Below are 15,210 nucleotides of genomic sequence, written 5' to 3' on the forward strand. Positions count from 1 at the left end.
GGCGTCAGGCGCGGCGCGTCCGCCGTCAATGTGGCCCCCTTCCGGGACACGTCACAGCGAGAGGGGAACGCCGTCGAGGTCGAGGCCGTGTCCCGCCCTTTCACGGCGCAGCAGTTCGTCGAGTACGCCGCCGACGCAGTCGTCCGGAACGTCCGGCGCCCTGAGGCCCAGCCGTCGACCGAGCCGGGACAGCGCCAGAACTGCCCAGTCGGGGTCGGCCAGGAACGGGGCGTCCCCTTCCTGCGCCTCCCAGACCCCCAGGACCGCGGCGGCCGTGACCACCAGCGCGTACCGGTCGCACAACGCCGCCGCGGCAGGACGCGACAGGGCGCCACCCGACCGGGCGGGCAGGGCGGCACACTGCTCGCGCAGCACACGTAGTTCACCGAGGAACTCCTCGGCCAGCCGGCCGAGGAGGGCGGTCCGGCCGCCGGCCGACCGACCACGGGTGAGCCGGTCCGCTGAGCCGGCAAGGGACGCGGCCAGGAAGTCCCGGCCTCCGGCGAAGGGCAGCAGACGGTGGTCCAGCGGCGGCAGGTCGGCCCGGTCACGGAACAGTGCGGGCGGCGGTTCCTCCTCCGCCAACCAGGAGCCGGCCGCCAGCGTGCTCAGCTGGGGAACGATCACTGCCTGGCAGGAGGCGGCGCCGACGCGTCCGATGCCGGCGGCCGGCAGGTCGCGCCCCAGTTTGGCGAGAATGCCATGGGCGAGACCGCCGTCCCGCCGGCCGCCCGGGCCGAGCACCGCGCAGAGTTCCTCCAGAGCGTCCTCCAGCAGGGTGGGAATCACATACGTGGCGGCCACCGCCGGGACGTGCGCCCGGCCGGGCAGCAGGCTCATCGCCCGCAGGCACACCGTGGCCATGGCATCGCAGGCCAGTAGATCGCTGAAGGCCCCCGCGAGCGGGCGGTGCCAGCGCCGGGCGGGCGGTCCGACGCGCCCTTCGGTGGCGGCCCGTACCGCGGAGCGCAGTACGGGGTCGACGGCCGCGGTCGCGGCTCCGGCGACGAGGCACCGGTTGACCTGATGCGTACGGAGGGCCAGGGTGGCCCCCTCGCCGGGCCGGCCCACCAATGCGTCGTCCCCCAACGGGCAGTTGACGAACCGCAGCCCGGAGAAGACCGCGGAGCGGAGCCCCTCTGTCGCGACCCGCGGCAACCGGTGCACCCGGCCGCCCGGGAGCCCGGCAGGGTCGAGCAGGAACACGGAGTGGTCGCGCGCCCCAGGGTCTGCGGTGGTGCGCGCGTGAACGACAAACCTGTCCGCCCGCGCGGCATCGATGAGCACGTCCCTCCGGCCGCTGAGGGACAGTCCCCCGGCAGCCGGCCGCCGCACGGTGAACGCGTCCCGCCGAACTCCCCCTGCCGGGGCGAGCCCGGGGTGCGCGACGGTGGCCCGCCCGCCGTCCAGCAGAAGCCGGGCGGTGGAGCGCCGCTGTGCGTCGGTGCCCGCGGCCCACACCGCGGAAGCGGCGAACAGCGACGTGAGGCCGCACCCGAAACCGAGGGCGACATCACGCCGGAAGACGGGACGCAGCACCCGCAGAAGCAGGTCTGCCCGGGTCAGCGCGCCACCGTAGCGAGCAGGCACGAATTCGGCCGCCAACCCCGCTTCCGCCAGCAGCGACTCGGCCGCCTCCGGCGGACGGTGCTCCATGTCGGCGGCGAGGAACGACCGGAAACCGTGGGCGTTGGCCGGGTCGTAGGGGTCACCGAGCAGCGCGTCCAGGCGAGCGGCACGGCGCAGTGCGGCGATCCGGTCGTCCACGACGGTTCACCCCCTGCCCCGAGACCTGCGCGCTGCGACACTTGCGACGATCCTCGGAGATGCCGCTCGTGACCTGGTGGAACGGGATTCGAACCGCGCTTTGGCACCGGCCGCGCCCTCGGAGGGCCGCAACGGAGAAGCGGCAGGGGCTGCGAGGCCCCTGCCGCTTCGAACTCCGTGCGGATACCGGGGCTCAGGCCACGGTGCGGGAGGACAGTACGCGGTTGACGACCGCGAGGTACTGCCGAGGAGTCTCGGCCTCGTCCAGCGCCTCGTCATCCAGCGTGACGCCGGAGTCGCGCTCGATGACCCCGGTGACCTGAAGGAGCGCCAGCGAGTCGTAGCCGAGTTCGCCGAACGGGACGTCCAGGACGTCACCCTCCAAGTCGTTGGTGTCGCTCTCGCCCGCGCTGTCGCGCAGCAAGGCGAGCAGAGCGGTGATGTCGAACTGCTGCATGATGATGCCTCTCTCTTCTCGTGCCGGCACGCCCAGGTCTTCCTCCGGCGCCGGCGCCTTCAGGCAGGTTGAATCGGTCAGGTCAGGGCTCTTCACATGGCCTTTCACAGTGATTGCACAGGGCTTTTCGCAGCGCTCGTCACGGCGCTCGTGACGGGGCTTCCCACAGCCGCTCGCAGGCCGAGCCGTGCGGACTCGTCACACGGATCGGTACGCCCCCGGCCGTGCGGGACCTGCTCGCGCGCGGCGCCGGTACCGCCCAGCCGCTGCACCACACGACACGCACGGCCCACAAGGCGCGGCAGCCCACTGCCCCGTACGAAGAAGTGGTCGCCGGAGACGGTGCGGGTCACCACCGGCGCAACGCTCCAACGCCTCCAGCCGGCGACCAGCTCCGGGGGTGCCAGCAGGTCTCCCTCCCCGGAGACCGCGAGCAGCGGGACCCGCAGCGGCCCCCGCGTGGCCGAAGCTCCGCAGGCGGCGCCACGCAGAGCGTGTGCCAGGCGCAGATCGTCCCGGAGCACCGGCATCACCGCCCGGCGCCAGTACCCGTTGTGCTCCGCCCCGTCCGGCAGGAGGCCCAGGTCGCGGAGCCGGTCCATCAGGTCCTCGTCGGAACACTCGCTGCTGTCGGAGAGCTCGTTCGCCGCATCCGGTGGTGGGCAGGCACCGACCGCGATGAGCGCGGGCAGCGGCGCCCCCTTCTCCTCCATGGCCCGTGCCAGGCGGTGGACGACCAACGCGCCCAGACTGTGGCCGTACAGGGCGAACGGCCGGCCTGGCTCGACGCCGAGGCGATCCAGCAGATCGGCCGCCAGCGCGTCAGGATCCGTCAGACGGGGCTCACGACGCCGGCCCTCGCGGCCCGGCAGAAGGACCGGGACCGGCTCGACACCTGGTCCCACGCTGCGCGCCCAGCCCCGGAAGGCCGAGGTGCCGGCACCTGCGTGGGAGAAGCAGTACAGCCGCAAGGATGGTGCTGTCTCCGCCATCTCCGCCACTCCTCGGCCTATGGCTATCCGTGGACCATCAGGCTCGCCGACGCCACTAGAGGCAGGCTCGAAGCGGCCGCAACGGGGGGAGTCAGGCGGCGTAGAAGTCGAAGGTCGAGCTGCGCCGGGGGCCGGCGGCCATGTCCAGGGCGGGGTCCACGGTGAGCATCGCCTGGTGCAGGCGCTGCAGCGGCGGCGACGGCTCGACGCCCAGTTCCTCGATCAGCCTCATACGCAGCTTTCGGTAGACGTCGAGGGCCGCGGCCTGCCGGCCGGAGCGGTACAGCGCCACCATGGCCTGCGAATGCAGACCTTCGTGCTGCGGCTGGCGTGCGATCAGTTCCCGCAGTTCCGCGATCAGTTCCGTATGCCGGCCCAGCCGCAGATCGGCGTCGATGCGCCGCTCCAGGGTGACCAGCCTGCTCTCCTCCAGCCGGACCGCCTCGATGGCCAGAACGGGGCCGACGCGCACATCGACCAGCGCCTTCCCCCGCCACAGATCCAGCGCCCGTCGCAGGGTGTCCGCGGCGCGTTCGTTGTCGCCCGCCTCGAATGCCGCGCAGCCCGCTGCCGCCAGCCGCTCGTAGGCGTACACGTCCGTACTCTCCGGCGGGACCTGCAGGAGATACCCGCCGTGCGAGGTGGCGAGCACGTCCTTGGCGGTGCCCGGGAAGCCGGGCCGCATGGCAGCCCCCAGCCTGCGCCTCAACTGGAGAATGTAGGTCTGCAATGTGGTGACCGCGCTGCAGGGAGGGGCGGTGTCCCAAATTTCTTCCATCAGCGTGGAAACCGGCATCACACGGCCGGGACATACTGCGAGCAGCGACAGTATCTGTCGCGGTTTTCCGGCCGTAGGCACGATGGAGACGCCATCGATTTCGGCCCTCAGTGAACCCAGAATTTGAATCCTCATTTACCGGCCCCCATTTTTCGCCGTCGAGATTTCATCGAATTGCTTGTCCGAAGAAGATGTACGACTTCGGGAACCCTAGCCGCCACGGCACCGCTCCCCGGATTCCTTGAGCCTTCGTCAAGCGCGTCTCAACTTGCTTCCCAGCGACCTCCGGAGCGCCCCCTCACGGCCGCTCCCGGCCAAGGCTTTCGAGGGGGGACGCGTCGGTTGGTTGCCCAATACAACTCATCGGGCGACCCATTGGGCAGGCATGGGGCACCGCATTGGGTGCACGAGAAGAATCCGATGGCGGGTGCCCCCGCCACGTACACAGACAGGACCCCGAAAGGCCACTCCGTACGAGCCGCCACCCTCGGCCGCGTCGATGGCCCCGGCCACACTCACGCCGAGCGCGACGGGCCTCTCACCACGTCCGCCGCGGACGCCCGACCCTCCGGGGAGGCGGGGCGCACACGGGCGCGCCGGGGGCCACTCCGGTCGACTTCAGCGCCCCGGCGCCCACAAGCCGCAGCAGGCGCGATCACCACCGCAGCCACTGCGCCCTGCGCCCCAACCAGCCTGCCAGAGCAGTGACTTGAGTCACATCACAGCGAGCCGGAGAAGCCGGCCCGGCGGACGGGCGCACGACCCGCTCGACGTCCATACGCCGTCAGCACACACCCGCCGACGCGAACACGAACACCGGCGACGCGGATACCGGCGGCGTGTACACACCGCCGGCACGGACATCGCCGGCCGGCACCACCCGCGGGGCGTCAGCCCACGCGGCTGAGGCTCTCGTCCGATCCCAGAACCGCCGCGTCCAGAGTCGGTTCCGGCCCGGCCATCAGGATCGACTGCTGCACCCGGCGCAGCCTCGATGACGGTTCGAGACCGAGTTCCCGCACCAGGGTGTTGCGCAGCCGCTGGTACACGTCCAGCGCCTCGCTCCGCCTGCCCGATCGGTGAAAGGCCAGCATGAGTTGGCCGTGCAAGGTCTCGTGCGTGCGATAGCGGCTGGCCAGGACGGTGAGTTCGCCCAGCAGCTCACGGTGACGCCCGAGGCGCAGGTCGGCCTCGATGCGTTGGTCGAGGGCGCAGAGCCGCGTCTCCTCAAGACGCTTGATCTCCATCTCCAGCACTCCCCCGGCCTGGACGTCGGCGAGGGCGGAGCTGGTCCACAGCGTGAGCGCTTCGCGCAGCTGCCGTGCGGCTCCCTCGAAGTCGCCGGAGTCCATGGACCGGTAGCCCGTCCCGGCCAGCCGCTCGAACTCGCGGACGTCGCTACGGCCACCCGCCGTGTTCAGGATGTAGCCGCCCGCCGAGGTGACCAGTACGTCCTTGGCGGTGCGCGGCGCAGAGCCCTCCGGGTCGCTCCCGATCGCGGTCGAGATCTTCTCGCGCAGCTGCAATATGTACGTCTGGAGGGTGGTGCGGGCGCTGCGCGGAGCCTGCTCGCCCCAGAGCTCACCTATCAACTCGGACACGGGCACCAGGTGGTCGGCACGCAGCGCGAGCATGGCCAGCACCTGACGCGCCTTCGGGGCGGTCGGCGTCACCGAGACGCCATTCTCTCTGACCCTTAACACGCCCAGTAGTTCGATGTCCATGCCGTTTCCCCCATCCGTACATGAATCGTCGCGGCGCGCTATGGTCATGCCAGAGTCAGCTAGGCGCCGCTCCGAGTAAAATTCGAGTCACGCGGTTTGTCAATCATCGCCTCCTGTCCCCCACGAGCCACATCCCGTCAGTTCGGCAAAGAAAAGTAAAAGTTCTTCCCGGCTATTCCGCTGCCGCGAGGGCCGTGCGCATATCAGAGCAGCGGTTTCGGCCTGCGACGCCTCGAGCGGATGTGATTTTCCAGAACTCTCCTATGCCGTCGGGCTGCGGCCCCTTTTGGACAGCTGAGCAACTCCAGGCTCGCTCAAGCCGTTCCATAGTCTTTCCGGGCCCGGCCGAGGGCCGCTCCCGGAATGATCTCCAGTGGGCCGGCCGAGCGGCACGTCCCCCCTCCGGCGGAGCGAGGAGCCCGGACTGCGCCGGCAGGTTGGGCGGAGTCGCCTCGCCAAGCGAACCACCCTCGTCAACTCGCCGCGCAGCCACGGCTCCACACCACTGACCGAGGGAAACCGAAGGATTCGGTCGGTGGTGGACCGGACGCCGAATGCCGAATTCCGGATGCCCGAACCGTGGCGCCCACTGCCGATGTCACGGAAGCCCGCATTCCCTCCGCGCGGGTCCGCGGCGGGGGGGGGTCGGCTACCCGCGTGCGGAACGGAAACGTCCAGTACGGGACGGGACCTGAAATCCCTCTTGGCCACGCCCCGTTGATCGACGAGGTCCGTGCTGGGGCCGGTCCCGCCGGAACAGGGCCGTCCACAGGAATGGTTCACCGAAGGACAGGGACTCAGGTGACTCCCCCTGCATACGGCGTAGTTCGACCTCCGTGAGATCGGAGAACAACCAGCGCAAAGACTCCGGCGTGTAGGCGAGGCCGCCGTGGAAGATGCCGCCTTGGAGTCCTGCCTGGCGGTAGAAGTCGGTATCGCTGAGCTCCGATCCCATCCCCCCGGCCGCGAAACAGGTCATGGCGAGGTGGCCGCCGGGAGCGAGGGCCCGGTCGAGGAAATCGAGGTAGCTGATCCGGCGATGCGGCGGCAGATGGTGGAAGCAGCTGGAGTCGTAGATCAAATCGTAGGTGCCACCGAGTTCGGTACCGGCCGAGGCCAGGGCGTCCCCGCAATGGAAGCGGATCTTGGCCCCCGCATCGCGGGCGCGATCCTCCGCCCAGGCGATGGCCGCCGACGAAAGGTCGACCGCGTCCACCTCGAAGCCCAGCGAGGCCAGATGCAGGGCGTTGCGGCCCGCTCCGCACCCCAGGTCGAGGGCCCGCCCCGGGGTGATCAGCCCGCGATCGAGGTACGAGACCAAGTTCTCGTCCGGCTTCGGCACGAAGAACGGCACCGGTCTGGAGCGGTCCGCGTAGAGACTGTCCCACCAGGCGGCGGCGTCGCTCGTCCAGCTGTCGGCCTCCGGCGCGAACAGGCCGTCCAAGAGCCTGAGTACGTCGTCCACCCCGCGAATGTCCCGGTCCATCCGTGCCCTCCCCGCGTCGTTGCTCTCCTCGGCTCATTCAGCCACAGGAAAACGGGAGTTCCCACCCGGGTCCAGCCCGCTTCGACACCGCTTCAAGCAGAATTCCGAGCACCGCTTATTTCCTGCGAATTCCGCTGTCCGAATCTCGCACCGGAAAGCCCACGCGCACACCCGCCGCCCGGGCCACCGCCGTTCGGGCCCAGCACTGCTGGTCAGCAGCCACCTGAGCCACGGTTGACATTGCCCGAGGCCGCCCCGTGCCACCCCGATCACGCACGCCGTACATCAGAGGGTTCCCCCCTCAGGATCAAATTCCGCCAACAAGACCCGGGCCGAGTTGACCCCGCTGAGACAAAGACCGAGAAGCCGAAACCCGCGAAACCCAAACCGACTTCAGCCACCGAAAGCCTCAACTCCCCACCCCGGCAACCGAACCGAACGCGCTCGCCCCGGCCATCCGCCGGGATCACACCGATGACCTCTGCAGGGGGAACCCATGCACCCCCGTCAGCACGACACGGACACCAATCCACGAGACGAGGCCGACCCGGACGGGCCGGTTCGGCGATGAGACCCACAGCGCCACCCCGCGGCTTGGACGTCAGCCCTCCACGCGTCCTGGTGCAGTCCGGGAATGGCCAAGCGCCAAGCGCCGAATCCGGGCTGTGACAGCCACCGGCACCCACCACTACCTGGGCGAGCATGCAGGTCGGCGCGCCTCCAGCCGATGGTGCCTGGGGCAGCCCCCGCCGCAGGTGGTCATGCGAGCCGGTACCCGTCGAGCGTTGCACTTTCGGCTCGTCGCCGGCGCTCGTTGAGGGCGGCTACCAGTGCTAGGGGGACGGTCGCGACGACCCCGACTCCTGCGAGTGTCGTTCCCTGCTGCTGCCTATGGCGGCTGCCCCCATCGGCGGAGACACCGGGCAGCCACCAAGCGGGCAGCTCCGGCAGGAGCACCACGACGTCGACGTCTTCTCGCTGCTATACGGGCATCCACTCGGCCACGCGCCGGCTGAACGCCTCGGGCCTCGGCATGACCACGATCATGGAGATCCTTCAGCACTTCCGGATCAGTCAGACCGGCTGTAGGCACCGCCGCCCGGCCCGCGCTCAGCGCCGCCGCCACCTCCAGCAAAGCAAAAGCCCCAGGTCACGGCGAGTGAGTCCTGGGGCTTCCACGGAGCCGCCTTCGGGATTCGAACCCGAGACCTACGCATTACGAGTGCGTTGCTCTGGCCAACTGAGCTAAGGCGGCGTGGTGCGCGGCCTAGTCTACACATCGGCAGGGGGTGCTTTGACACCGGTTTAAGGGCTGGTCAGGGGTGGGCGGCGGGTGTGGCGCAGGTCACTCGCAGCGCTTGTTCTTGGGGGGCGGGGTGCCTTCCAGGAGGTAGGTGTTGATCGCGGTGTCGATGCAGTCGCTGCCGCGGCCGTAGGCGGTGTGGCCGTCGCCGTCGTAGGTCAGGAGAGTGGCGCTGGAGAGCTGGTCGGCCAGGCCCTCGGCCCAGGCGTACGGGGTGGCCGGGTCGCGGGTGGTGCCGACGACGACGATCGGGTCGGCGCCCTTGGCCTCGATGCGGTGGGGCTTGCCGGTGGCCTTGACCGGCCAGTAGGCGCAGTTCAGGGCGGCCCAGGCGAAGTTGTCGCCGAAGACCGGGGAGGTCTTGCGGAAGGTGGGGATGGCCGCGCGGGCCTGCCGGGTCGTGGTGAAGGCCGGCGGCAGGTCGAGGCAGTTGACGGCGGCGTTGGCGTACATCTGGTTGGCGTAGGTGCCGTCCGGGTCGCGCTCGTAGTAGCTGTCGGACAGCATCAGCAGGCCGCGGCCGTCGCCGCCCTTGGCCTGGGCGAGGTATTCGCGCAGGACGGACCAGGCGCCTTCGTCGTACATCGCGGCGATCACGCCGGTCGTGGCGAGGGACTCCGTGAGCGGGCGGGCCTCGCCGGTCGCGACCGGGTGCGCGTCCAGCTTCTTGAAGAGGGCGGAGAGCTGCTTGCCGGCGTCCTGGACGCTCTTGGTGCCGAGCGGGCAGTCGCTGCGCTTCACGCAGTCCGCGGCGAACGCGGTGAAGGCCGTGTTGAAGCCGGCGGTCTGGTCATTGTTGATCGTGCGGGAGTCCAGCGCCGGGTTCATCGCGCCGTCGAGGACGAGGCGGCCGGAGCGGGAGGGGAAGAGGCCGGCGTACGTCGCGCCGAGGAAGGTGCCGTAGGAGGCGCCGACGTAGTTGAGCTTCTCGTCGCCGACGATCGCGCGCAGCACGTCGGTGTCGCGGGCCGCCTCGACCGTGGAGACATGCCCGAGCACCTTGCCGGAGCGGGATCGGCAGCCGTCGGCGAAGTCGCGGTAGGCGTGGGTGAGCTTGCCGACCTCGGCCTGGGAATCGGGGGTCTGGTCGGTCTGGGTGTAGCTGTCCATCTGCTTGTCGGAGAGGCATTCGACGGGTTCGCTGCGAGCCACGCCGCGCGGGTCCATCGCCACCATGTCGTAGCGCGCGCGGACCGCCGCGGGCTGGGGCGCGTACTGCTGGAGGTAGTCGATCGCCGAGCCGCCGGGTCCGCCCGGGTTGACCATCAGCGAGCCGATCCGCTTGCCCGGGCCGGTGGCCTTCTTACGCGCCACCGCGATCTTGAGGTCGGTGCCCGCGCCGGGGTCGCCGTAGTCCAGGGGCACCTTCATCGTGGCGCACTCGAAGCCGGAGACCCCGCATCCGTGCCAGCTCAGCTTCTGGTCGTAGTACGGGCGGAGGCCGGCCGGAGTGGCGGTGGGGAGAGGGGCGAGCGTCGCGGAGGCGCCGCCCGGGTCGGTACGGCCCGCTCCGGCCTCCGACCCGCGGCCGGGCGACGCCTCCGATTCGGGGGTGGAACTCCCCGACGAGCAGCCGGAGATCAGCAGGGCGGTCGCCGCGAGGACGGCGGCGATGGTGCAGAGCGGACGGCTGGTGGCCATGGGTGGTCCCTCGGTCTCGGTACCTGGTTCGGCTTCGGCGGCGATGGCATCGGAGATGGCGACGGGGAGGCGTGGGAAGGGAGGTAGGAGGCGGTAGGGAGGGGATGGAGAGGGCGGCGGAGCGGGCGCGGTGCGAGGGAGCGGTCAGCCCGCGCGGAGAGCCGCGGTCATGGCTTCGACCGCGAGCAGCGGCGCGACGTTGCGGTCCAGGGCGCCCCTGCAGGCGATCACGGCTTCTATCCGGCGCAGCGTGCGCTCCGGGGTCGAGCTGCCGGCGACCCGCTGGATGCTGTCGCGGACCTCGTCGTTGGCGATGGGCACCGAGGCGCCCATCTGGAGGGCGAGCACATCGCGGTAGAAGCCGGTCAGGTCGATCAGGGCCAGGTCGAGGCTGTCGCGCTGGGTCCTGGTGGAGCGGCGCTTCTGCTTGTCCTGGAGTTCCTTCATGACACCGGCCGTGCCGCGCGGCAGCCGCCCGCCCGTGCCCGAGGCGGCGCCGAGCGCGGCACGCAGTTCCTCGGTCTCCTTGGTGTCGACCTCCTCCGCGACCTGCTTGGCGTCCTCCCCCGCGGCGTCGATCAGCTCCTGGGCGGCCTTGAGGCAGCCGCCGATGTCGTCGATGCGCAGCGGCAGCTTGAGCACCGCCGCGCGGCGGGCACGGGCGCGCTCGTCCGTGGCCAGACGGCGGGCCCGGCCGATGTGCCCCTGGGTGGCGCGCGCGGCGAGGGCGGCGGCCTCCGGCGGGATGCCGTCCCGGCGGACCAGGACATCGGCGACCGCGCTGACCGGCGGGGTGCGCAGGGTCAGCAGGCGGCAGCGGGAGCGGATGGTGGGCAGGACGTCCTCGATGGAGGGGGCGCACAGCAGCCAGACCGTGCGGGGCGCGGGCTCCTCGATGGCCTTCAGCAGGACGTTGCCCGCGCCTTCGGTGAGGCGGTCGGCGTCCTCCAGGACGATCGCCTGCCAGCGGCCGCCGGCCGGGGAGAGGGAGGAGCGGCGGACCAGATCACGGGTTTCCTTGACGCCGATGGACAGCAGGTCCGTCCGGACGATCTCGACATCGGCGTGGGTGCCGACCAGGGCGGTGTGGCAGCCGTCGCAGAAGCCGCAGCCGGGGGCTCCGCCGAGCGCGCGGTCGGGGCTGACGCACTGCAGTGCGGCGGCGAAGGCGCGGGCGGCGGTGGACCTGCCGGATCCGGGCGGTCCCGTGAACAGCCAGGCGTGTGTCATCTGGGAGGCACCCGACTGCTCGTCCGGCGCCTGGGAACCGCGCGGTGCGGCGGCCACGGCGCTGTCGGCGGACACGATGGCGTCGGCGTCGCGCGCGGCCGCGGCAAGCCGTTCGGTCACCTGGTCCTGCCCGACCACGTCGTCCCATACCGCCATCGCTGCCGCCGTCCTGTCCGTGTCGCTCCATGCCGCCCGTATGGCGTACGGCATGTCCTGCGCGTGATGCGTGCTGTACGTCGTGCGCCGCGTCACGCCGCTGCGCACGACCGCCGGCCATGCCCGCCGGCCTGCCCGTATGCCTCGCGGTGCGCCGCGTGCGACCCATTCTGGTGCAACCCGCTGACAAACGAATCCCGGGAGCCGGACGGCGGCCCCGCCGCGGCGTGTCCGACAACCCGAAAGGCCGTGGCCGCAGCATGTGCGCTGCGGCCACGGCCGGTGGTGTCACGGGGCGTTCGCTAGCCGCGCCGCCCGCCGCGACCGCGCCGCGGGTCGTCGCCGCCCGCTCCGCCGTCCGCGTCCTCCTCGCCCCGGGGGCCGAGGAGTTCGTCGGCGAGCGTGGGCAGATCGTCCAACGGGGTCTCCTCCGCCCACTCGGGGCGGCGGCGGCCACGCTGCGGCTGCTCCACGGGACGGCCCGTCGCCGGGTCGATCTGCGGGAGTTCACGGGTCCGCTCGGCACCCGACTCCGCCGTGCCGGGCTGCTGCCGCCCCGCCGCGTCGTGGGTGTCGTCCGCCCGGAACATCCAGGACGGTACGCGCTCCGCCGGGTCGGGGTGCTGCGCGTCCTGCGCGTGGCCGCGTCCGTAGCCGTGCTCCTCGCCGCCCCGTACGGGCGGCAGCACGCTGGTCTCCTCGGCATCGGGACCGGAGCCGGGCTGCGGCAGGACAGCCGTCTCGTCGGCGGCCGGGCCGCCCCGGGTGTCGCGGACCGGCGGCAGCACCGTGGTCTCATCGGCCGCGCCGGGCGCCTCGGGGCGCTGCAGCGACTCCGTCCGCTCGGTGTCGGAGCCGGAGTCGGCGGCGAAGCCGGTGGGCGTTCCGCCCGAGGGCTCCTCGCCGCTGTCGTCCGTGCGGTCCGTTCGCTTGTGCAGATCCGGCAGCGGAGTCTCCGTGGTGGGGGCATCGGCCGCCTCGGCGGCGGCAGCGGCTTCGGCAGCCGCCTTGGCGTCCGCCGCGGCCGCGGCCTCGGCGGCGGCCACCCGGGCCTGCTCGGCGCGCAGCAGCGCCGCCTCCGCCTTGCGCTGCTTCTCCAGCCGGCGCTCCTCGGCCTCACGGCGCAGGCGCGCCTCTTCCTCGGCCTGCTTCCGCAGCCGCGCCTGTTCGGCCTCGCGCGCCCGCTCCTCCGCCTCGCGCCGCTGGCGCTCCGCCTCCGCGGCCTGCCGGGCCTCCTCGGCGCGCAGCCGGGCCTCCTCCGCCTGGCGGGCGGCCTCCCGTGCCTTGGCCTCCTCCAGCTCGCGGCGCCTGCGCTCCTCTTCCTCGGCCCGCAGCCTGGCGAGCTGCTCCTGGCGCTCGCGCTCCTGGCGCTCTTCCTCCGCCTTGCGCGCGGCCTCTTCCTCGGCCCTGCGGCGGGCTTCCTCCTCGGCGGCCTTACGCGCCTCCGTCTGCGCCGTGAGTTCGGCGTCGGACAGCGGCAGCATCTGGTCGAGGCGGTGCCGTACGGCGGTCGTGACCGCCTCGGGCTCCTGCCCGGCGTCCACGACCAGATAGCGCGCGGGGTCGGCGGCGGCCAGGGTCAGGAAGCCGGACCGTACCCGCTCGTGGAACTCGGCGGGCTCGGACTCCATCCGGTCCGGTGCCTCGGTGAAGCGTTCCCGTGCGGTCTCCGGCGAGACGTCCAGCAGCACCGTCAGATGCGGGACGAGGCCGTCGGTGGCCCAGCGCGAGATGCGGGCGATCTCCGTGGGCGCGAGGTTGCGCCCGGCGCCCTGGTAGGCGACCGAGGAGTCGATGTAGCGGTCGGTGATGACGATCGCGCCGCGCTCCAGCGCGGGCCGGATGACGCTGTTGACGTGCTCGGCACGGTCGGCGGCGAACATCAGCGCCTCCGCCCGGTCCGAGAGGCCGGACGTCGAGACGTCCAGGATGATCGAGCGCAGTCGCTTGCCGATGGCGGTGGCGCCCGGCTCGCGGGTCACCACGACCTCGTGGCCCTTGTTGCGGATCCAGTCCGCGAGGGCCTCGACCTGGGTGGACTTCCCGGCACCGTCGCCGCCCTCCAGGGCGATGAAGAAGCCGGTGGCGGCGGGCGCCTGGTTCGGGTCGCCGCCACGCAGCGCCTCGCGCAGATCACGCCGCAGCGTCACGCCCTGCCGGTCGTCGGTCTTGCCCAGCACCCAGGCGGCGACCGGCAGCAGCAGCGCGCCGACCAGCATCAGGGTGAAGGCGGCACCGCCGTGCACGAAGCCGTAGGTCTCGCTGCCGATGCGGTGCGGGCCGATGACGGCGGCGAGCAGCGGCGCGGCGATGCCTGCCAGCGCGACGGCGAGCCGTACGACCGCGTGCAGATGGGCGGTGATGCGGGCGCCGCGGGACTCCTCGGCCTCCTGCTCCAGCAGGACGTGGCCGGTGTTGGCCGCGATTCCCGCGCCGCGCCCGGCCAGCAGCGCGAGCAGCAGCACCGTCGTGCGGTCCGGGACCAGCCCCATGGCCAGCAGCGCGAGGCCGGTGACGGCGACCGCGAGGGCCAGCATCCGGCGCCGGGAGAGCGCGGGCAGGACCTTGTGGGCGCCACGGATCCCGGCGACCGTTCCGCCGGTCAGCGCGAGCACCAGCAGCGCGAAGGTGACCGGACCGCCGGACAGGTCGTAGGCGTGCAGAACGGCGAGCGAGACGGCCGCTGCGATCGCGGCGGCCACCGCGGCACAGGCGAGGACCAGCAGCGGGATCGCGCCCGTGCGGCCCTTGTCGACGGCCTTGTCCTTCTTCGGCCGGCGCAGTCCCTCCAGCGGGGAGCGCGGGCGCGGCGTCTGCACACCGGGGAGTTCGATGAAGTAGAGGATCGACACCGACGCGGCGAACAGGCCCGCCGAGACGTACGACCCGAGTGCGGCCTGGTGGGCGTCGAACCAGTCGATGCCGAGGCCCAGGAGCTTGCCGACCAGCGTGACGACGACCAGCGCGGCGGCCGCGATGGGCAGGGACACGAAGATGGTGCGCAGGGAGAGTCGGCGCAGCGCGTCCATGTTGTCCGGAAGCGGTCGCACGGCGGAGCCCTCGGGGGGCGGCGTGGGCAGCAGTCCGGGCGCCGCGCTCTCGTGTGCGACCGTCCAGAAGCGTTCGGCGACGCCGACCACGAAGACCGTGACCAGCAGCATGGCCAGCGCGTCGCCCGGGGTCCAGTCGATCCACAGGGGCGCGATGACCAGGAGCGCCAGCCGGACACCGTCCGCGGCGATCATCGTCCAGCGCCGGTCCAGCGGCCCGGAGGGCGCCGTGAGGGCGGACAGCGGGCCCAGGAGGACGGCCCCGAAGAGGAGCGTCGCCAGCATCCGGGCCGCGAAGACCACGGTGACCGCGAGGGCTGCGCCCCGATAGCCACCGCCGAATGCGGCCTCGGATCCCAGCGGTTGGTACAGCGCCGCCTGGAGGGCGAGGAGTACCAGGACAAGCATGGACAGGGCATCGCCGATGCCCCCGACAAACTGGGCGCTCCACAGCCGCTTCAGTGGGGGGAAGCGGAGCAGGGCTCGCACGGCGCGCTCGCGGGAATCCGCGGCTAGGGCGCCAGAAGTGGGGGTCACGACCGTTGGCTGCTCGGCACGCGTCATCTGGCCAGCCTATCCGGAGCGCAAGCGCCCCCGGGGCCCCACCCGAACAAACGGGCGGGCCC

General features: G+C 71.8%; 9 protein-coding genes and 1 tRNA gene. All 10 read right to left on the reverse strand.

The window, feature by feature from the left end; all coding sequences use genetic code 11:
• Nucleotides 1–51: 51 nt before the first annotated feature.
• The 10 genes from QOM21_RS16695 to tmk all read right to left on the reverse strand — a co-directional run bounded on the left by QOM21_RS16695 (nucleotide 52) and on the right by tmk (nucleotide 15,148).
• Nucleotides 52–1,767, reverse strand: a complete 1,716-nt coding sequence (locus tag QOM21_RS16695; RefSeq protein WP_407550955.1) for an acyl-CoA dehydrogenase — start codon at nucleotides 1,765–1,767, stop codon at nucleotides 52–54.
• Between the two features lie 193 nt (nucleotides 1,768–1,960).
• Nucleotides 1,961–2,254, reverse strand: coding sequence for an acyl carrier protein (locus QOM21_RS16700; RefSeq protein ID WP_407550957.1), 294 nt, complete (start codon nucleotides 2,252–2,254; stop codon nucleotides 1,961–1,963).
• A 74-nt stretch (nucleotides 2,255–2,328) separates the two neighbouring features.
• Nucleotides 2,329–3,216, reverse strand: a complete 888-nt coding sequence (locus tag QOM21_RS16705) for a thioesterase II family protein (protein WP_407550958.1) — start codon at nucleotides 3,214–3,216, stop codon at nucleotides 2,329–2,331.
• A gap of 91 nt (nucleotides 3,217–3,307) precedes the next feature.
• Nucleotides 3,308–4,129: a BTAD domain-containing putative transcriptional regulator gene (locus QOM21_RS16710; protein WP_407550960.1), complete on the reverse strand. Its 822-nt coding sequence runs from the start codon at nucleotides 4,127–4,129 to the stop codon at nucleotides 3,308–3,310.
• 755 nt (nucleotides 4,130–4,884) lie between these two features.
• Complete coding sequence (locus tag QOM21_RS16715) at nucleotides 4,885–5,718, reverse strand: BTAD domain-containing putative transcriptional regulator (RefSeq protein WP_407550962.1); 834 nt, start codon at nucleotides 5,716–5,718, stop codon at nucleotides 4,885–4,887.
• A gap of 649 nt (nucleotides 5,719–6,367) precedes the next feature.
• Nucleotides 6,368–7,204: a class I SAM-dependent methyltransferase gene (locus QOM21_RS16720; RefSeq protein WP_407550964.1), complete on the reverse strand. Its 837-nt coding sequence runs from the start codon at nucleotides 7,202–7,204 to the stop codon at nucleotides 6,368–6,370.
• Nucleotides 7,205–8,385: 1,181 nt separating this feature from the next.
• Nucleotides 8,386–8,459: transfer RNA gene (locus QOM21_RS16725), tRNA-Thr, on the reverse strand.
• 90 nt (nucleotides 8,460–8,549) lie between these two features.
• Nucleotides 8,550–10,148: an alpha/beta hydrolase gene (locus QOM21_RS16730; RefSeq protein WP_407550966.1), complete on the reverse strand. Its 1,599-nt coding sequence runs from the start codon at nucleotides 10,146–10,148 to the stop codon at nucleotides 8,550–8,552.
• Between the two features lie 144 nt (nucleotides 10,149–10,292).
• The gene (locus QOM21_RS16735) at nucleotides 10,293–11,534 is read right to left on the reverse strand and encodes a DNA polymerase III subunit delta' (protein WP_407555701.1); all 1,242 of its coding nucleotides are present in this window, start codon (nucleotides 11,532–11,534) and stop codon (nucleotides 10,293–10,295) included.
• A 302-nt stretch (nucleotides 11,535–11,836) separates the two neighbouring features.
• Complete coding sequence (tmk, locus tag QOM21_RS16740) at nucleotides 11,837–15,148, reverse strand: dTMP kinase (protein ID WP_407550968.1); 3,312 nt, start codon at nucleotides 15,146–15,148, stop codon at nucleotides 11,837–11,839.
• Between the last annotated feature and the right edge of the window lie 62 nt (nucleotides 15,149–15,210).

It is taken from the genome of Streptomyces sp. Pv4-95 (genome assembly GCF_045782725.1).
Classification (GTDB): domain Bacteria; phylum Actinomycetota; class Actinomycetes; order Streptomycetales; family Streptomycetaceae; genus Streptomyces.